Source organism: Blastococcus sp. CT_GayMR16, from assembly GCF_004570875.1.
Classification (GTDB): Bacteria; Actinomycetota; Actinomycetes; order Mycobacteriales; family Geodermatophilaceae; genus Blastococcus_B.
The window spans coordinates 99,683-117,275 of sequence record NZ_SPQK01000009.1 but is presented as its reverse complement, the minus strand read 5'-3'; the positions used below and the strand labels follow the sequence as shown (position 1 = coordinate 117,275).

Annotated in this window: 18 protein-coding genes and 1 pseudogene; 14 read left to right on the top strand and 5 right to left on the bottom strand. The window is 72.4% G+C overall.

All coding sequences use genetic code 11. The features are described from left to right. Positions 1–8: 8 nt before the first annotated feature. The gene (locus E4P38_RS12075) at positions 9–821 is read right to left on the bottom strand and encodes a deoxyribonuclease IV (protein WP_135132052.1); all 813 of its coding nucleotides are present in this window, start codon (positions 819–821) and stop codon (positions 9–11) included. 135 nt (positions 822–956) lie between these two features. Between E4P38_RS12075 and E4P38_RS12070 the strand changes: the two genes are divergently transcribed. The 8 genes and pseudogenes from E4P38_RS12070 to E4P38_RS23865 form a co-directional block, all read left to right on the top strand. After that, positions 957–1,988, top strand: a complete 1,032-nt coding sequence (locus E4P38_RS12070) for a hypothetical protein (RefSeq protein ID WP_135132051.1) — start codon at positions 957–959, stop codon at positions 1,986–1,988. 211 nt (positions 1,989–2,199) lie between these two features. Further along, complete coding sequence (rpsF, locus tag E4P38_RS12065) at positions 2,200–2,487, top strand: 30S ribosomal protein S6 (RefSeq protein ID WP_135132050.1); 288 nt, start codon at positions 2,200–2,202, stop codon at positions 2,485–2,487. A 2-nt stretch (positions 2,488–2,489) separates the two neighbouring features. Further along, positions 2,490–2,990, top strand: coding sequence for a single-stranded DNA-binding protein (locus tag E4P38_RS12060; protein WP_135132049.1), 501 nt, complete (start codon positions 2,490–2,492; stop codon positions 2,988–2,990). A gap of 41 nt (positions 2,991–3,031) precedes the next feature. Beyond that, on the top strand, positions 3,032–3,268 hold the full coding sequence (gene rpsR, locus E4P38_RS12055; protein ID WP_135132048.1) for a 30S ribosomal protein S18: 237 nt from the start codon (positions 3,032–3,034) through the stop codon (positions 3,266–3,268). 1 nt (position 3,269) lies between these two features. Then, positions 3,270–3,725 (top strand): 50S ribosomal protein L9, encoded by a 456-nt coding sequence (rplI, locus tag E4P38_RS12050; RefSeq protein ID WP_280791075.1) that lies wholly within the window; start codon positions 3,270–3,272, stop codon positions 3,723–3,725. A 678-nt stretch (positions 3,726–4,403) separates the two neighbouring features. Next, positions 4,404–7,019 (top strand): replicative DNA helicase, encoded by a 2,616-nt coding sequence (dnaB, locus tag E4P38_RS12045; protein ID WP_135132047.1) that lies wholly within the window; start codon positions 4,404–4,406, stop codon positions 7,017–7,019. After that, a complete protein-coding gene (locus tag E4P38_RS12040) occupies positions 7,019–7,318 on the top strand; it encodes a hypothetical protein (protein ID WP_135132046.1) in 300 nt (99 codons plus the stop codon). Before dnaB ends, E4P38_RS12040 begins: the two co-directional genes overlap by 1 nt. A 100-nt stretch (positions 7,319–7,418) precedes the next feature. After that, positions 7,419–7,667 (top strand): annotated as a pseudogene (locus tag E4P38_RS23865) (DUF1232 domain-containing protein); the annotation flags it as partial. Between the two features lie 108 nt (positions 7,668–7,775). On the opposite strand, the gene E4P38_RS12030 reads toward E4P38_RS23865, so the two are convergent. Then, the gene (locus tag E4P38_RS12030) at positions 7,776–8,540 is read right to left on the bottom strand and encodes a GNAT family N-acetyltransferase (protein ID WP_135132045.1); all 765 of its coding nucleotides are present in this window, start codon (positions 8,538–8,540) and stop codon (positions 7,776–7,778) included. A gap of 70 nt (positions 8,541–8,610) precedes the next feature. Here E4P38_RS12030 and E4P38_RS12025 point away from each other — a divergent pair, with 70 nt between their 5' ends. Beyond that, positions 8,611–9,036: a hypothetical protein gene (locus E4P38_RS12025; protein ID WP_135132044.1), complete on the top strand. Its 426-nt coding sequence runs from the start codon at positions 8,611–8,613 to the stop codon at positions 9,034–9,036. Between the two features lie 65 nt (positions 9,037–9,101). Here the strand turns inward: E4P38_RS12025 and E4P38_RS12020 are convergent, their stop codons facing one another. Beyond that, a complete protein-coding gene (locus tag E4P38_RS12020; protein ID WP_135132043.1) occupies positions 9,102–10,298 on the bottom strand; it encodes an acyl-CoA desaturase in 1,197 nt (398 codons plus the stop codon). A 23-nt stretch (positions 10,299–10,321) separates the two neighbouring features. Next, the gene (locus E4P38_RS12015; RefSeq protein ID WP_135132042.1) at positions 10,322–11,419 is read right to left on the bottom strand and encodes a ferredoxin reductase; all 1,098 of its coding nucleotides are present in this window, start codon (positions 11,417–11,419) and stop codon (positions 10,322–10,324) included. Between the two features lie 93 nt (positions 11,420–11,512). Between E4P38_RS12015 and E4P38_RS12010 the strand changes: the two genes are divergently transcribed. From E4P38_RS12010 to E4P38_RS11990, 5 genes are all read left to right on the top strand, one after another. Beyond that, complete coding sequence (locus E4P38_RS12010; protein WP_135132041.1) at positions 11,513–12,703, top strand: helix-turn-helix domain-containing protein; 1,191 nt, start codon at positions 11,513–11,515, stop codon at positions 12,701–12,703. A gap of 32 nt (positions 12,704–12,735) precedes the next feature. Continuing rightward, a complete protein-coding gene (locus E4P38_RS12005; protein WP_135132040.1) occupies positions 12,736–14,079 on the top strand; it encodes a wax ester/triacylglycerol synthase family O-acyltransferase in 1,344 nt (447 codons plus the stop codon). A 7-nt stretch (positions 14,080–14,086) separates the two neighbouring features. Next, on the top strand, positions 14,087–15,427 hold the full coding sequence (locus E4P38_RS12000) for a CoA transferase (protein WP_209309070.1): 1,341 nt from the start codon (positions 14,087–14,089) through the stop codon (positions 15,425–15,427). Next, a complete protein-coding gene (locus E4P38_RS11995; protein ID WP_135132039.1) occupies positions 15,424–16,311 on the top strand; it encodes a hypothetical protein in 888 nt (295 codons plus the stop codon). Before E4P38_RS12000 ends, E4P38_RS11995 begins: the two co-directional genes overlap by 4 nt. 115 nt (positions 16,312–16,426) lie before the next feature. Beyond that, complete coding sequence (locus E4P38_RS11990) at positions 16,427–16,933, top strand: hypothetical protein (protein WP_135132038.1); 507 nt, start codon at positions 16,427–16,429, stop codon at positions 16,931–16,933. Positions 16,934–16,978: 45 nt separating this feature from the next. Here the strand turns inward: E4P38_RS11990 and E4P38_RS11985 are convergent, their stop codons facing one another. Next, complete coding sequence (locus tag E4P38_RS11985) at positions 16,979–17,587, bottom strand: class I SAM-dependent methyltransferase (protein ID WP_209309069.1); 609 nt, start codon at positions 17,585–17,587, stop codon at positions 16,979–16,981. Positions 17,588–17,593: the final 6 nt, after the last annotated feature.

Here is a 17,593-nt window from a genome sequence, read left to right as displayed (position 1 = left end):
GACGGGCCTCACGACAGGGCCTGACGGAGGACGGCGATCTCCTCGGCGTGCGCTGCGCTGTCGCCGGGGGTTTCCAGGACGACGGGGCAGTCCGCGGCGCGGGCGACCTCGACCAGGACCTCGGTGGGGATCTCGCCGTCGGTCAGCGGGGCGTGGCGGTCGCGGCTGGAACCGGCCGCGTCCCTGCTGTTGTTGAGGTGGACGAGGTCGATCCGCCCCGTGATCGCGCGGATGTCCTCGACCGCGGTGCCGAGGTCCCAGCCGGCGGCCCAGGCGTGGCAGGTGTCCAGCACGAAGCCCGCGCCGAACTCGCCGATGGCGTCCCAGAGGCGGGCGATCGCGTCCATGTCCCGGGCCATCGCGTTCCCGCCGCCGGCGGTGTTCTCGATGAGCAGCGGCAGCGGGAAGCCGCCGTCCTTGGCCTGGTAGGTGAACGTCTTGCGCCAGTTCTCGACGCCGACCGCCGGGTCGTCCTCCGCGACCACGTGGCCGCCGTGCACGACCAACCCCAGGGCACCGACTGCCGCGGCCGCCTTCGCATGCTGGGCGAGCAGCTTGCGGCCCGGAACGCGGATCCGGTTGTTGGTGGACGCGACGTTGAGCATGTACGGGGCATGGACCACCACCATCACGTCGCCGGCCAGCAGGTCGTCGGCGTCCGGCCGCGGCTTCGGCGCGGCATAGCTCTGCGGATCGGTGAGGAAGATCTGCACCCCGTCGGCATCCATCTCCGCCGCGCGGGCCAGCGGGCCGCCGTTGTCGAGCTGGTTGTCCTCGGTCAGACCGGGGCCGATGTGTACGCCGATCGGGTGTATCGCCACGCCGGAAGACCCTAGTTCGATCCCGGTTTGAGGTTTACCCGTATCGCTGGCGTCACATCATCGTTCTTGCAGCGTGACGGGGGTTACTCCCCAGTAGGGGAACGGACGAACGTCGACGTGGAGGTAGAACAGCAGATGGAAACCGGTCGGATCCGTCGAAGCGCGCGGCGGGGCATCGCCGTCGCCGTCCTCGGATGGCTGGGGGTGGCGGCCTTCGCGGTGCTCATGGCACCGAGCGCGGCCGCCGCACCGACCGCCACCGTGCCGATCCGTGACGTCACCGTCCCGGCGGTCTCCGTCGACGCCGGTGGCACGGTGACCTTCGTCAACGAGATCCAGGACAAGACCGTGCAGGTCGGCGGTGGCGGACTCATCCCGTCGCTGGTCAGCGTGACGGCGAAGACCGAGGTGGGCCTCCGGCTCCCGTCGGGCACCAAGGCGCTGGCACCCGGCGCCTCGGTGGCCGAGAAGTTCGCCTCGTCCTGCGTGAACTGCGTGGTGACCTTCACCTACCGCCTGTCGAGCAACGCCTCGCTCACCCAGCCGCTCACCGATGCCGCTCTGGGCCTGCTGCCGGCGCTCCCGGCGCCGACCCCGTTCGTCGTGAACACGCTCGTGCCGCTGCCCAACCTCGGCGGCGTCAACGTGCCGCAGCTCCCGCCGGTGACCGTGCCGAACCTGCCGGGCGTCCCGGCCGGCGGACCGCAGCCGCCGACCACGCTGCCCACGCCGGGTGGGCCGGTCGACCAGGCCCCGACCCCCGGCGGCCCGACCGGCGTCGAGGGCGTGCCGGGTTCGCAGTACACCTACAACACCGGCTCCGGTGCGCCGCAGTTGTCGCCGGCCAGCATCGCGGCCGCGTCGGCCTTCGACCCGTCGCGCTTCTACGTGCCGGGCCGCAGCCTCGGCGGGCCGGACCGCAACGACAGCGCGAACGGCTCCGGTGGGGTGGCGGGCAGCTACGACGGCGCCTCCGTGCCGGTCTTCGGCCAGCTCGCCGGCCTCGACGGCGCCGCCCTGGACGACCAGAGCGCCCAGGAGACCGCGTCCTCCTCGTCGTCCGCCGCGCAGGCGCTGCCGGCAGCCGCTCTGGCCGCCGTCGTCGCCCTGGCTGCGGTCACCGCCGCGCTGGTCCGCACGCACCAGGCGTCCCGCTCCTCCCGGTAACGCGTCCCGGCTCCGCGGCCGCCGTCCTCCATCCGGGGACGGCGGCCGCGCTGCTGTGCGGGGGCCTGTGGACAGCCCCGGAAGGTTCCCGCCCGCGCGCTGGTAGCCTCGTCCTGCGCGTTCCGGCGTCTGTCGGGGCGCGCAACGCATGCACGACCCTCCTGCTGCAGACCTTCTGCAGCCGCCAAGACCAGAGGAGGTGGGGTTTCCCGTGCGTCATTACGAACTGATGGTCATCCTCGACCCCGAGCTCGAGGAGCGCACCATCGCTCCCTCACTCGACCGGTTCCTGACCGTCGTCACCAAGGCCGGTGGCACCGTCAAGACCGAGATCTGGGGCAAGCGTCGGCTCGCCTACGAGATCAAGAAGCAGATCGAGGGCATCTACGCGATCGTCACGATCGAGTCGGAGCCCGAGGCGGTCGCCGAGCTCGACCGGCAGCTGAACCTCAACGAGTCGGTGCTCCGCACGAAGCTGATGCGCCCAGAGGCTCACTGACCATGGCCGGCGAAACCGTCATCACCGTCATCGGCAACCTGACGTCGGACCCGGAACTCCGGTTCACGCCTTCCGGCGCCGCGGTCGCCAACTTCACTGTGGCCTCGACCCCCCGCACCTTCGACCGTCAGTCGCAGGAGTGGAAGGACGGCGAGGCGCTGTTCCTCCGGTGCAACGTGTGGCGGCAGGTGGCCGAGAACGTCGCCGAGTCCCTCACCCGCGGTTCGCGGGTCATCGTCAGCGGGCGGCTCAAGCAGCGCTCGTTCGACACCAAGGAAGGCGAGAAGCGCACCGTCATCGAGCTGGAGGTCGACGAGATCGGCCCCTCGCTCCGCTACGCCACCGCGAAGGTCACCAAGGCCTCGCGCGGTGAAGGCGGCGGCGGCTTCTCCGGTGGCGGTGGCGGCGGAGGCGGCTTCGGCTCCTCCGGTGGTGGCGGCGGCGGCGGTTCGAGCGACCCCTGGTCGACGCCCGCCGGTCCGTCCGACGAACCGCCCTTCTGATCCCTTCCTCTCCCTGATCCACTCGTATCTGGAGTACCCCGGTGCCCAAGCCCCCCATTCGCAAGGTCAAGAAGAAGGTCTGCCAGTTCTGCAAGGACAAGGCGACCCACGTCGACTACAAGGACACGACGCTGCTGCGGAAGTTCATCTCCGACCGCGGCAAGATCCGTGCCCGCCGCGTCAGCGGCAACTGCAGCCAGCACCAGCGCGACGTCGCCGTGGCCGTGAAGAACAGCCGCGAGATGGCGCTGCTGCCCTACACCTCGACGGCGCGCTGACATGAGCACCCTGAAGCTCATCCTCACCGCCGAAGTCACCGGTCTCGGTTCCTCCGGTGACACCGTCGAGGTCAAGGGCGGCTACGGCCGCAACTACCTCCTGCCCCGCGGCCTGGCCATCCAGGCCACCCGCGGTGCCGAGAAGCAGATCGAGTCGCTGCGCCGGGCGCGTGCCGCCCGTGAGGTGCGTTCGCAGGAAGAGGCGACCGCCGTGGCCGGGCAGCTGTCCGGACTCACGGTCCGCGTCCCGGCGCGCGCCGGCGAGGGTGGCCGCCTGTTCGGTCGCGTCACCACTGCCGACGTCGCCGCGGCCGTCACGGCCGCCGGCGGCCCGGAGCTCGACCGTCGTCGTATCGAGCTGCCCAGCAGCATCAAGACCACGGGCCAGCACACCGTCTCCGTGCGAGTGCATCCCGAGGTCTCGACCACGCTGCAGATCGAGGTCGTCGCCAGCTGATTGAAGGACCTCCCTGCCCCCCACCGCTCGCATGCTCGCGGCGGGACCCTGCAGGGAGGCCGTACCCGCGAGGGGCGTCGGACTCCGGTCCGGCGCCCCTCGCGGCGTCTGTGGACAGCGAGGCACCGCACGCGGCCTGAGTGCCCCGAGGCTCTCCTCGCGCCGTCCTCCGCTGCCCCGGGTGGCCGCGCGGCCACCTTCGGCCATCCCAGGGCTCCTGACGGGGTCGCTGTGAGTTCCTGCCAGCCGGCCGGCCGTCCTTCGTCGTCCTCAGGCGCCCGAGAGGTGCCGCCGCGTGCGGACGTGGGACACGTGGTGCGACTCGCAAAATTTGTTGGCGCTTTTCTCCTGTCCACAGCCGGTGGGCACCGTCGGCGCAGGTGACGACGGGGAAGCCGGGAGATGGCCGCCGGGTGTCCCCCGCCGTCTCCACATGTCGACACGCCTCCATCCACCGACTTGTCCACAAGTTGTGCAGATCGGCGTGCACACCGGTGATGGACGGCGACCCCTCCGCCTTCCTAACGTCCTCCTCAGCTGCCGCCGGGTGCCGAGAACTGTCGGTGCCCGGCGGTAGCAATGACCGAACAGACGTTCGGTCCGGCGGCGCCCGCCGAACTCCCGGCTTCCCTCCGGAGTGGTGGTGCGGGCGTGCCCGCAAGGAGATGGAGGAACCCCGTGGCGTTGGCCGACGACTTCAGCCGGCCTTCGGCGACGGCACCGGCGTACGACCGGCAGCCCCCGCAGGACATCCCGGCCGAGCAGTCGGTGCTCGGCGGCATGCTGCTGAGCAAGGACGCCATCGCCGACGTCGTGGAGGCCCTGCAGGGCACGGACTTCTACCGTCCCGCGCACCAGGTGATCTTCGACTGCGTCCTGGACCTCTACGGGCGCGGTGAGCCCGCCGACGCGATCACCGTCGCCGCGGAGCTCAACCGCACCGACCAGCTGTCGAAGATGGGCGGCGCGGTCTACCTGCACACCCTGATCGCCTCGACCCCCACCGCGGCCAACGCCGGGTACTACGCCGCGATCGTGGCCGAGCAGGCCGTGCTGCGGCGACTGGTCGAGGCCGGCACCCGCGTCGTCCAGCTGGGCTACGGCGCCGCCGGCGGGAAGGGCGACGTCGACGACATCGTCGACCGCGCCCAGCAGGAGATCTACGACGTCACCGAGAAGCGGATGAGCGAGGACTACTCCCGCCTCGAGGACATCCTCCAGCCGACGATGGACGAGCTGGACGCCATCGCCTCACGGGGCGGGGTCAGCCGCGGCGTGCCGACCGGCATCCGCGATCTCGACGAGCTCACCAACGGGCTGCAGGCCGGTCAGATGATCGTCATCGCGGCCCGGCCCGGCGTGGGAAAGGCGCTGGCCCTCGACACTCCGATCGCGACGCCCGCCGGCTGGACGACCATGGGCGAGATCGCTGTCGGCGCGCAGGTGATCGGCTCTGACGGCCGGCCCACGAGCGTCGTCGCCGCGACCGACGTCCTGATCGACCGGCCCTGCTACGAGGTGCACTTCTCCGACGGCTCGGTGATCGTGGCCGACGCGCAGCACCAGTGGCTGACCGACACCAGGGCCAGCCGGAAGTCTGCGCAGGCCGCGCGTGTCGGCTACAACGGCTACCGCAACCAGGGCACCTTCGCCGCCGTCCGGACGACGGAGCAGATCGCCCGCTCCGTTCGCTGCGAGACCAAGGACGCGCGGCTCAACCACTCGATCACCAATGCCGCTCCCTTGGAACTGCCCGATGCCGATCTGCCCCTCCCGCCCTACGCCCTCGGGGTGTGGCTCGGTGACGGCACGTCGGCCGCAGCTCACTACACGAGCGCGGACCCGGAGATCGCCGCGTACATCGAGGCCGAAGGCCTGACCGTCGAGCGCACGTCCACTCCTCTCCGCTATGTGATGCGGCTGCCGGCGCGGGACGACATCGAGGCACGTCCCTGCCCGATGTGCGGCGAACTCTTCGTCCCGAAGACGTCGCAGGTGCAGACCTGCGGCAAGACCTGTGGAGGCAGGCTGCGCGCCGCTGGGGTGGCCGGGCGTTCGGCTTCCTGCCCCGACTGCGGTGGGCCGTCCGCTGGGCTGGCGCAGTGCCACGCCTGCCGGGCTGCCCACGGCACCGTAACGGGCCTTCTCCGCTCCTTGGACGTCCTCGGCGACAAGCACATCCCAACCGCTTACCTGCGGGCGTCCGTTGAACAGCGGCGGGCTCTGCTGGCCGGCTTGCTCGACACGGACGGCACCGTGGCACCCAACGGCGTCGTCCAGTTTGCGGTCACCAACCGCCGGCTCGCCGAGGACACCCGCGAGCTCATCGCGAGCCTCGGTCACCGGGTGGGGATGAGCCGTAAGCGGGTGCCGGGCCGCAGCGAGAAGTCGTCCATCTGCTTCACGCTGACCTTCAGCACCGATGAGGAGGTGTTCCGGCTCGAGCGCAAGAAGCTGGTCCACAAGGAGCGGGGTGCACGCACGTTCACCGCACGCGGGGTCCGGTTCATCACCGACGTACGTCCGATCGTGAGCGTGCCGGTCCGCTGCATCCAGGTTGCTGCCGATGACTCGCTCTTCCTGGCGGGCCGGAGCTTCATCCCGACGCACAACTCCACCCTCGGACTCGACATCGCGCGATCGGCATCGATCAAGAACCACATGCCGGCCGCGATCTTCTCGCTGGAGATGAGCAAGCACGAGATCACCATGCGTCTGCTGTCGGCCGAGGCGAAGGTGCCGCTGCACCACATGCGCGCCGGCTCGCTGTCGGACGAGGACTGGTCGAAGCTGGCCCGGCGCATGGGCGAGATCGCCGATGCCCCGCTCTACATCGACGACTCCCCGAACATGACGATGATGGAGATCCGGGCCAAGGCCCGCCGCCTCAAGCAGCGCAACGACCTCAAGCTGGTGGTCATCGACTACCTGCAGCTGATGACGTCGGGCAAGCGCGTCGAGAGCCGCCAGCAGGAGGTCTCGGAGTTCTCCCGGGCGCTGAAGCTGCTGGCCAAGGAGCTCGAGGTGCCGGTGATCGCCATGTCGCAGCTGAACCGTGGTTCCGAGCAGCGTCAGGACAAGAAGCCGATGCTGTCCGACCTGCGCGAATCCGGCTCGATCGAGCAGGACGCCGACATGGTCATGATGATCCACCGCGAGGACATGTACGAGAAGGAGTCCCCGCGGGCCGGCGAGGCCGACATCATGCTGGTCAAGCACCGCAACGGCCCGACCGCGAACGTCACCGTGGCCTTCCAGGGCCACTACAGCCGCTTCGTGGACATGGCCAACTGATGATCCTCACCGTCGGCGTGGCCGAGGACCTGGTCGAGGTCGTGCGAGAGCTGGCGCCGCTGGAACTCCCGGCGGTCGCGGCCGGCAGCAGCGTGCCGTCCGCCGCGGTCGACGCCTCGCCCAGCCGCGACCGACTGGCCCGCATCGCCGCGATGATCCGCGACGCCGAGCAGGCGATGGCGGCCCACTCGCACCATCAGCGGCGGTCACCGGAGCCGCGCCTGATCCCGCTCGCCCCGCGGCGGAACCGGGCACGGCTGCGCAGGGACAGCGCCGCCTCGGTCGACCTCGCCAGCTGACAGCTGGTTCCCGCTCGTGGAGGTCGTACCGTCGCGTCCATGAGCGGGAGATCCGGCCGTGCGTGAGTGGCTGATCGGCCTCGGCATCGCTGTCGGCGTCATGGCGGCCAGCTGGCTGGTGCTCATCCTGCTGGCCCGGCGCCTGCCGGAGGGCACCGCGAAGGAGCTGGCGCGCTTCCTGCCGGCCTGCGTCACCACCGTGCGGCGCCTGCGCAGCAACCCCGACGTCCCCCGCCGCGCCAAGCTCGCCGTCGGCTTCGCCGGGCTGTGGGTGCTCTCGCCGATCGACCTGATCCCGGAGTTCCTCCCGGTGATCGGCCCGCTGGACGACGTTGTGGTGGTCGCGCTCGCCTTCCGCTACGCGGCCCGGCAGGTCCCTCGGGACGTCCTTCTCGATGCCTGGCCCGGCGACCGGCGGATCATCGAGCGTCTGCTCGGTCCGGTCCGGCCGTCGGCGTCAGATGACCCAGGGCGTCGTCTCGGCGAGCGGGTGGAAACCCATCCGCTCCAGGATGGGCCGACTCGTGGGCAGCGCGTCGACCTGGAGGTAGCGGAACCCACGGTCCCGGGCGAGCAGGGCACGGTGCCCCACCAGCGCCCGGAAGACCCCGCGGCCGCGCCAGCCGGGCAGCGTCCCGCCGCCCCACAGGCTGGCGAAGTCGGTGCCCTCGTGGAACTCGACCCTGCCCGCCGAGACGGCGATGTCGCCGGCCCGCGCGACGACGGCCTCGATCGGCCGCGGTCGTAGCGGTAGCGCCGTCCGTACCGCCTCCGCGACCGACGGGTGCGTCGTGCCGGGACCGAAAACGTCGTCGTGCACCTGCAGCATCGTCGCCACGGCCTCCTCGTCCTCCACCACCGCGAGCCGCACGCCGTCCGGCTCGGCCACGGGCAGATCCAGCTCGGCGATGTCGGCGACCAGGACGGTCTCGACCGGGTCGGGCCGCAACCCCGCGGCCTTCAGCCGGTCGGACAGGTCCGCGGGCCGGTCGTGGGAGTACAGCTTCCACTCCAGGGAGCCGGTGGCCCGGGCGATCTCCGCTGCGATCACCTCGTCGGCGTCTCCCTCGGTGACCGAGCTCCAGACGACGGTCGACCAGGACCCGTCGGTGCCGACGGTGCGGGTCACGCGCTCGTCGACCTCGATCCGCATGCCGGGGCCGGGCACCGGCCGGCGCCGCATCTGCTCGTCGAAGGCCGTCAGCACGGCGGGAAGATCCACGCAGGCATCCGAACACCCCGCACCGGCGACGGCAATCGAGTTGTCAGACCCCGGTGCCACTGTCGCGGTCATGAAGCTGCTGACCGCCACGCGCGAGCACCAGGGGGAACAGGACGGCGACTTCTGCCACGCGATCGAGGGCGAGCTGGTCCTGCTCGGTCTCGTCTGCGCGGACGACGAGAGGGACCCCGACGGCGGTGGCTGCGGCTGCGGGCGGGCGTTCTCCGGGATGAGCTCGATGCGCGCCACCACGACCGCGGTGGTCCGTGACCTCGACGTCTCCCTCGACGACGTGGGGCTTGCCGTCGAGGGCTACTACGTCTCCTTCGGCATCGGTCCGGACGTCATCGGTGGGGCTGCGTTCGCTGACCTCGTCGCGGAGACGGTGGTGCACCTGGCGGACATCGCGGAGCCCCTACCGGTCGGCGGCGTCGTCGGCCGACGGCTGGACGAGCTGATCTGGCGCTCCGAGCCCAGCGAGGTCGGGGAGCAGTGAACCGTAAGGCCCCGCCCGGAGGCTCGCCCTGAGCGTGCGAAGGGTGAGAGGGGCGGGGTCCTTACTCAGGCGGCGGCCTTCGACAGCTCGCGGCGGACCTTCTTGCCGCCCGTCGTCATGCGCACCAGCTTGATCACCTGGGCCGGGGCGTTCTTCGGCGTCGTCTCGGCCATCCAGCCGTTGGGCAGCGAGAGCCGGATGACCTTGTGCCACGCGCTGGCGACCTGCTTGTACAGCGGGGCGGAGTGGTAGGTCAGGCCGTAGCGGTCGAAGATGTCCTTCACCTTCGGGGCGATCTCGGCGTACCGGTTGCTCGGCAGGTCGGGGAACAGGTGGTGCTCGACCTGGTGGCTCAGGTTGCCGGTCATGAGGTGCATGGCCTTGCTGCCGGAGATGTTCGCCGAGCCCAGCATCTGCCGCACGTACCACTCGCCACGGGTCTCGCCGTCGATCGACGTCCGCTCGAACGTCTCGACGCCCTCGGGGAAGTGGCCGCACATGATGACCGAGTGCGACCACAGGTTGCGGACGACGTTGGCGGTGAAGTTGGCCGCCAGCGTCGGCAGGAACGACGGGCCGGACAGCGCCGGGTGGATCAGGTAGTCCTTGGTGGCCTGCCGGCGGATCTTGCCCAGCACGGCCTTCACGCCGGCCTGGAACGCCGGGTCGTTGCGGCGCTTCTTGGTGGCCAGGTTCTTGCCCAGCTCCAGGTCGTAGGCGGCGATGCCGTACTCGAAGAAGCAGGCGTTGAGGAAGTTCCAGACCGGCTGCGCCAGGTACAGCGGGTGCCAGCGCTGGTCCTCGTCGACGCGCATGATGCCGTAGCCGAGGTCGTTGTCCTTGCCGATCACGTTCGTGTACGTGTGGTGCAGCTCGTTGTGCGAGTGCTTCCACTGCTCGGACGGGCTCGCCATGTCCCACTCCCACGTCGTGGAGTGGATCTTCGGGTCGCGCATCCAGTCCCACTGGCCGTGCAGGATGTTGTGCCCGATCTCCATGTTCTCGAGGATCTTGGCGACCGAGAGGCCGACCGTCCCGACGACCCAGGCGGGCGGGAACATCGACACGAGCAGGGCGGCGCGGCTGCCGAGCTCGAGCTTGCGCTGGACGTCGATGACCTTGCGGATGTACTTGGCGTCGTCCTCGCCGAGGCTGTCGCGGATCTCCTGGCGGATGGTGTCGAGCTCCTTGCCGATGAGCTCGATGTCCTCGGTGGTCAGGTGGGCGATCGGGTTCTCGGACTTCTTCTGCAGGGCAGTCATGGCCGGCTCCTTTTCGCGGGGGGTCAGTGGTCGATGTCGCAGGCGCCGGCGGCGGCGCTCACGCAGGTCTGGATGAGGACGCCGTCACCGGGCGCCGCGGTGGTGATCTCGCCGTTGCGGAGGTCGCGCACGGCGCCCTCGCGCAGCGGCAGCACGCAGCCGAAGCAGATGCCCATCCGGCATCCGCTCGGCATCAGCAGGCCGGCGTCCTCGGCGGCGTCGAGGATCGGTGTCGCGCCGTCGGCCTCCAGGGTGGTGCCGGACTTGGCGAAGGAGACGGTGCCGCCCTCGCCGGTCACGAGCACCGCCGGGCGGAATCGCTCGGTGTAGAGCCGCTCGGCCACGCCGACGGTCTCCCAGTGCGCCTCCAGCGCCTCGAGCATCCCGACCGGACCGCACGCCCAGGTGGAGCGCTCGTGCAGGTCGGGGACCAGAGCAGCGATGGCCGGGGCGTCGAGCATGCCGGCGGTGTCGGTGTGCTGCTCGACCAGCCGGATCCGGCCGTCGGCGGCCAGGGCCCGCAGCTCGGCGCCGAAGACGACGTCGTCCTCCGTGGGTGCGGAGTGCACGAGGACCACGTCGGTCAGCTCGGGGTGGTTGCGCAGCATGCCCATCACGGGCGTGATGCCGGAGCCGGCCGTGATGAAGAGGGCCTTCTCGGGGTGCTGGTCGGGCAGGCAGAACTCACCGGCCGCCTGGTCGAGCTGGAGAACGGTGCCGGGGTCGGTGCGGTGCACGAGGTGGTTGCTCACCTTGCCGCCGGGGATCGCCTTCACGGTGACGGTGATGCAGCCGTCGGTGCGACCCAGGTCCGAGGTCAGCGAGTAGGCCCGCCACTGGCGGACGCCGTCGACGTCGATGCCGATCCGGATGTACTGGCCGGGCCGGTGGCCCTTCCAGCCCCGTCCGGGCCGGATGACGATCGTGGCGGCGTCGCGGGTCTCGGGGATGACGGCCTCGATCCGGCCGCGCAGGTCGGCGCCGGACCGCAGCGGGTCGACGAGGTCGAGGTAGTCGCTGGGCAGCAGGGGAGTCGTCGCGAGCTCCACCAGCCGGAGCACCCGGTCGCGCAGGGCGACGCGCGGCCGGGCCGTGGTCGGACGCGGAACCGTTGTCGTCATACATAGAGAGTTGTCCAGCGCAGAGGGCAATTACCTGTGCCCTGCACGTGAATCGGGCGGTAGGTTCTGTTCCCTGCGAACAAAGAAGGTGGAATGACGTCGTCCGAGCAGATCGCGATCCCCGCCGCTGTGGCGCACGCCATGCGGGCGGAGCTCCCGGCAGTGGCCCAGGCCACCGTCGCCGAGATCATCGTCGAGGTCCCGAGCTACGCCGACGCCTTCACCGGCGACATGGGCCGGGTCATCGGCGGCGCCGTCGAGCTGGCCCTGGGCGGGTTCCTCGAACTGGCGACGGCGAGCACCGGGGCGGACGCGGGCACGCCGATCCGCCCCGCTCTGGACGGCGCCTACGAGCTCGGCCGCGGTGAGGCGCGCAGCGGCCGCTCGATGGACGCGCTGCTCGCCGCCTACCGGGTGGGTGCTCGGGTGTCCTGGCGGCACCTGAGCGCCAGCGCGGTCTCGGCCGGCCTGACCGTCGGCCAGCTGGCCCGCTTCGCCGAGCTGGTGTTCGCCTACATCGACCAGCTCTCGGCGGCGAGCGTCGCCGGGCACAGCGACGAGCTGGAGACCACCGGCCGGGTGCGGACCCGCTACTTGGAACGGCTCGCCGGCCTGCTGCTGTCCGGGGGTCCGCTGCCCGAGCTCACGGCGGCCGCGGACCGGGCCGACTGGGCACCGCCCCGCACGCTGACGGCGGTGATCCTCCCGGAGACCGCCGTCCGCGGGGCGCTGGCCTCCCTCGACGGGCGGACCCTGCGTTCCAACCAGGACGTCCCGGGCCTGGACTCGACGACGGAGCTCGTCGTCCTGCTCGTGCCCGACGCCGAGGGCCGCTCGCGGCCGGCGCTGCTGCGCTCCCTCGACGGCCGGGACGCCGTCGTCGGGCCACCGCGCCCCTGGGCGGAGGCGGACGCGTCCTACGGGCGCGCCGCCCGCGCGATGCAGCTCGGACTCGCGGCCGAGGGGTCCGAGCCCCTGGACACCGACCGCCGGCTGGCCGACCTGGTGCTCCGGGCGGACGACGGGGCGCTCGCCGACCTCCGCGCCCAGGTGCTCGCCCCGCTGGGCGACCTGACCCCGGGCGCTCGCCAGAAGCTGGTGGAGACGCTGCGGGCCTGGCTGCTGCACCACGGCCGGCGGGAGCAGATCGCGGCCGCGCTGTTCGTGCACCCGCAGACGGTCCGCTACCGCATGGGGCAGCTCCGCGAGCGATACGGCAAGCGGCTGGACGACCCCCAGGCGGTGCTGGAGATGACGATCGCACTGGGCGTTCAGGTCGAGTAGCCGGTGCCGGCCGCCGCTGGCACCCTCGCGCCATGACCGCCACCTCCCGGATGGCCAGCGCGGACGTGGCCTGGCTGCACATGGACCGGCCGACCAACCTGATGGTGGTCAACAGCGTCTTCTGGTTCGACCGGCCGGTCGACTGGGACGAGGTCGCGGCGGCGTTCACCGACCGGCTGGTGCCGTCGTTCCCGCGGTTCGGGCAGCGCGTGCTCGAGCCGCCGATCACGCTGGGGACACTCGTCCCCGTCTGGCAGGACGCCGACGACTTCGACGTCGAGAACCACCTGCGCAGGGTCCGGTTGCCTGCGCCGGGGCGCGACGAGCAGTTGCACGCCTACGTCAGCGCCCAGGCGAGCCGGCCCCTGGACGCGGGCCGCCCGCTCTGGGAGGCGCATCTGATCGACGGCTACGGGGAGGGCTGCGCCGTCCTGCTGCGGACCCACCACGCCATCGCCGACGGCACCGCCCTCGTGCAGGCGCTGCTGACCCTCGTCGATGCACCTCCCGAGGGAGCCCACCTGGGTCAGCTGCCCCTGGTGGGCGAGGCGCCCCCCGTGCTCCCGCCGCCGACGCCGCGTCCCGACCCGCCGTCCGGCTCCTGGTTGAGCCGATCGGTCGATGCGCTGCGCCTGGCCGCCGACCGCAACGCGATGCTCCGCCGGCTCGGTTTCGCGCGCCCGGACGACGACAGTCCGTTGCGCGGGCCACTGTCGGGCCACAAGCAGCTGACCTGGTCGCCGGCCATCCCGCTCGAGCCCGTGAAGGAGGCGGGTCGCCGCAGCGGGGCGACGGTGAACGACCTCGCGCTGAGCGCGGTGGCGGGGGCGCTGCGCCGGTATCTGCAGGAGCAGGGCCGGGACGTCGAGCGGCTGAGCGTCGTGGTGCCGGTGAACCTGCGGCCCCTCGACCAGCCCCTCGACCCTGGCCGCGGCAACCAGTTCGGGCTGGCCTTCGTGCCGCTGCCCGTTGCCGAGGCCGATCCCGCTGCGCGCCTGGCCGCGGTGCGGGTGGCCATGGACACCGTCAAAGCGACAGGCGAGGGCGTCGTGACCGCTGGTGCCCTGTCGGTGGCCGGGCACACTCCCATCGCGGTGGAACAGTGGTGGCTGGACGTGTTCGCCGGGCGGGCCACGGCTGTGGTCACCAACATCGCGGGGCCGCGGACCGACGTGAGTCTCGCCGGCGTGCCGCTGCGCGGCTTCACCGCCTGGGTGCCCTCCACCGGTCCGGTGGGCGTCGGTCTGAGCATCTGCAGCTACGCCGGGAAGCTGCTGCTGGGCGTCTCGGTGGACGAGGCGCTGGTGCCCGACAGCGAGGTCCTGCTCCGCGCGCTGGACGAGGAGGTCGCCGCGCTCCGCGAGCTCGCGCGATGATCTCCCGGTGGCCGACGGACGTTTCACGTGGAGCACCGCAGCCACCCTGATCGCGGCCGTGCGACGTGCGGTCGGGGCCGCTGAGGGCGCCCCGGAACTGGCGGTCGACGGGTGGACGGGACTGGGTGGTCGGCTGCCCGTGCCCGGCCTCGCGGTCGGTGCCGTGGCCGCCCAGTTGCTCGCCGCCCGCGAGCTGAGCGGGGCCGGCAGCGGCCCGCTGACACTCGACGCAGGGCACGTGGGTCTGGCCTTCCGCAGCGAGCGGTTCGCACGGCTCGACGGCCGGCCGGCCGGTCCGGGGTTCGCCCCGCTGTCCCGGTTCTGGCGCACCGCCGACGGGTGGCTCCGCCTGCACGGGAACTATCCGCACCACCGGGCCGCGGCGCTCGCCGTCCTCGGGGACGACGTCGAGGCCGCCGCCGCGCAGTGGCCGGACGAGGAGCTGGAGACGGCGGTGGTCGCCGCGGGCGGTGCCGCGGCCGCGGTGCGGACCGTCGCCGAGTGGCGCGGGCATCCGCAGGGCCGGGCGGTCGCGCAGTTGCCGCTGCTGAGCCTCGACCGTGTGGCGGACGGCGCCCCTCGCCAAGTCCCACTGCACGGGCTCCGGGTCCTCGACCTCACCCGGGTCATCGCCGGTCCGGTCGCCACCCGCACGCTCGCATCGCACGGCGCCGACGTGCTCCGCATCGACGGGCCGCGCCGGCCCGACGACCGCGGCGGGCTGGTCGACACCGGCGCCGGCAAGCGGCACGTCGTCCTGGGCCTGGCGGCTGCGGCGGACCGGCGGACGGTCGAGGAGCTGCTCGGGCAAGCGGACGTCGTCGTCCAGGGGTACCGCCCGGGCGCGCTGGACGCGTTCGGGATGGATCCGGCCGCGCTGGCCGAGCGTCATCCGCATCTGGTGACCGTCCGGCTGTCCGCCTGGGGGATGCGGGGGCCGTGGGGAGAGCGGCGCGGCTTCGACTCCCTGGTGCAGGCGGCGACCGGGATCGCGGATCTCTACGGCGGGCCGGACGGGCCCGGCGTGCTGCCCGCCCAGGCCCTCGACCACGGCACCGGGCATCTCGCCGCCGCCCTGGTCCTGGGCGCGCTCGCGCGGCAGCGCACCGAGGGCGGCGGCTGGTACGGCGAGTTGTCCCTGGCGCAGACCGCGCACTGGCTGCTGGACGCGCCCGCACAGCGACCCGAACCCGCGGTGGACGTCGATCCCGCGCCGTACCTGGTCGACCTACCCACGCCCGAGGGGACGGCGACCGTGGTCGCCCCGCCCGGGTCGCCGGCCTGGCCCACGGCGGCTGTGCTCCCGCCCGACGCCCGGCCCGTGTGGTGCGCGAGGGTGGACGGGTGAGCGTCGACCTGTCCGCCGCCGCGGACTTCCTGGCCGGTTCTGCCCGCGTGCTCGACCGTCGGCGGTTCGAGGTGGTCTTCGAGGGGGGCGACCCGGCCGCCGTGCTGGCGGCCGTCGACGGGTACCGCAACCGCGACGGTGGCTACGGCTGGGGCCTGGAGCCGGACCTGCGCTCGCGGACCAGCCAGCCTGGCGGGGCACTGCACGCGTTCGAGGCCTTCGCCGATCTCGGGCCGGTGCGGACGGGCCGGGCCGCGGAGCTCTGCGACTGGCTGGCGGAGGTGAGCCTGCCCGACCGCGGCCTGCCCTTCGCGCTGCCCGTGCCGGACCCCGCCGCCTGCGCGCCGTTCTGGACCTCGGCGGACGCGACCGAGTCCTCGCTGCAGATCACCGCGGTGGTCGCGGCCGCCGCGCACCGGGTCGGCGCGACCCATGCCGTGGTCGCCGACCATCCGTGGCTCACTCGGGCGACCGACTACTGCCTGGGCGCCGTCCGCGGCCTGGGGCCCGAGCCGCACGCGATGGTGCTGGCGTTCGCCGCCCAGCTGCTGGACGCGGCGGCGCCGACCACGCCCGGCGCGGCGGACCTCGTCGACGCCCTGCGGCCGCACGTCCCCGTCGACGGGCTGCTGCACGTCACCGGCGGTGCCGACGACGAGTACATGCGGCCGCTGGACTTCGCGCCGTTCCCGGGCGGCCCCGCACGGTCGCTGTTCGGCCCCGGCGTGGTCGACGCCGAGCTCGAGCGGCTCGCCGCGGCGCAACAGCCCGACGGCGGCTGGCCGGTGGAGTTCGCCAGCTACTCCCCCGCCGCCACCCTCGAATGGCGCGGGCACCGCACGGTGCAGGCGCTCGTCCTGCTCCGCGCGAACGACATGCTCTGAGCAGGACGTCTCACCGACGTTCCCCATCGTCGTGCCAGGTCCGTCACAGCGTGGCCGCCCAGTCTCGTCGGCGAGCGGCCCACCGCGGGGCGCCGGACGGAAGGCAGGACGTCGGATGGACGACGCGAAGGACAACGGCAGCGCGAGCGACGGCGGCTGGTCGTCGGACCCGGGCCAGGTGCCGGGTAACGGCGTCGGCCGCCGGGCGTGGGGAAAGTCGGTGGCCCTGGTCGGCGGCGGACTCGTGGCCGGGGGCATCCTCGCCGGCACGCTCACCGCCAACGCGGCGACCGACGACGAGAGCACGTCGACGCCCTCGACCACGCAGGAGCAGACCACGCCGGACAGCGAGTCCGGCACGACCGGGGGACACCGGGGCGGCGGACCGGGGAACGGGGACCCGTCCCAGCCCCAGCGCAGCGACGAGGAACTCCTGACCGGCGACACGGCCACCCAGGTCACTGACGCCGTGCTCGCCGAGTACCCCGACGCCACCGTCCAGCGGGTCGAGACCGATTCCGAGGGCGTCTACGAGGCCCACATCGTGACCGCGGACGACGAGGAGCTCATCGTTCAGGTGGGGAAGGACTTCACCATCACCGGCACGCAGTCGCACGGCTGACCCGACGCGCGCGGCCCGCCCGTGAACCCGGCGGGCCGCGCGGTGTCAGACCGGGCGCAGGACGGCGACCATGAAGTCGGCGCCCGGGGTGAACGGCCGCAGGTCCCAGGTGGCCAGCAGCAGGTCCGGCGCCCAGCCGGCGGCTTGCGCATCGGCGAGGAACTCGTCGAACTCGTACCCCCGGCCGGCCCCGAAGCCGATGGCTGCGCGGCCGTCGGCCGCGACGTGCGCCCGGAGCCGGCGGAGCACCGCGCCCCGCGTCGACGGGGCGAGGAACGTGACCACGTTCCCGGCGCACACGATTGCGTCGAACGGTTCGGAGATGCCGACCGACGGCAGGTCGAGGAGCGCCAGGTCGCCGACGAGCCAGCGCGGGCCCGGGTGGTCGGACTCCGCCGCGGCAATCAGCTCCGGGTCGACGTCCACACCGACGACGTCGTGACCCACCTCGGCCAGGTACGCACCGACCCGGCCGGGGCCGCATCCGGCGTCCAGCACCCGGGAGCCCCGACGGAGCATGGCGTCGACCAGGCGGGCCTCACCGACCAGGTCCATCCCCTGCGCCGCCAGGTCGCGGAACCGCTGGACGTAGGCGGCCGAGTGGGCCGGATCCTCCTGGGTCATGCGGGTCCAGGCGCTCGGTTCGGTGCTCATCGGCTC

Bases quoted from the DNA above. Each gene is read 5' to 3' on its own strand.
- E4P38_RS12070 (WP_135132051.1), top strand. From the start codon at position 957: ATGGAAACCGGTCGGATCCGTCGAAGCGCGCGGCGGGGCATCGCCGTC.
- E4P38_RS12060 (WP_135132049.1), top strand. From the start codon at position 2,490: ATGGCCGGCGAAACCGTCATCACCGTCATCGGCAACCTGACGTCGGAC.
- rplI (WP_280791075.1), top strand. From the start codon at position 3,270: ATGAGCACCCTGAAGCTCATCCTCACCGCCGAAGTCACCGGTCTCGGT.
- E4P38_RS12040 (WP_135132046.1), top strand. From the start codon at position 7,019: ATGATCCTCACCGTCGGCGTGGCCGAGGACCTGGTCGAGGTCGTGCGA.
- E4P38_RS12025 (WP_135132044.1), top strand. From the start codon at position 8,611: ATGAAGCTGCTGACCGCCACGCGCGAGCACCAGGGGGAACAGGACGGC.
- E4P38_RS12020 (WP_135132043.1), bottom strand. From the start codon at position 10,298: ATGACTGCCCTGCAGAAGAAGTCCGAGAACCCGATCGCCCACCTGACC.
- E4P38_RS12015 (WP_135132042.1), bottom strand. From the start codon at position 11,419: ATGACGACAACGGTTCCGCGTCCGACCACGGCCCGGCCGCGCGTCGCC.
- E4P38_RS12010 (WP_135132041.1), top strand. From the start codon at position 11,513: ATGACGTCGTCCGAGCAGATCGCGATCCCCGCCGCTGTGGCGCACGCC.
- E4P38_RS12005 (WP_135132040.1), top strand. From the start codon at position 12,736: ATGACCGCCACCTCCCGGATGGCCAGCGCGGACGTGGCCTGGCTGCAC.
- E4P38_RS11990 (WP_135132038.1), top strand. From the start codon at position 16,427: ATGGACGACGCGAAGGACAACGGCAGCGCGAGCGACGGCGGCTGGTCG.
- E4P38_RS11985 (WP_209309069.1), bottom strand. From the start codon at position 17,587: ATGAGCACCGAACCGAGCGCCTGGACCCGCATGACCCAGGAGGATCCG.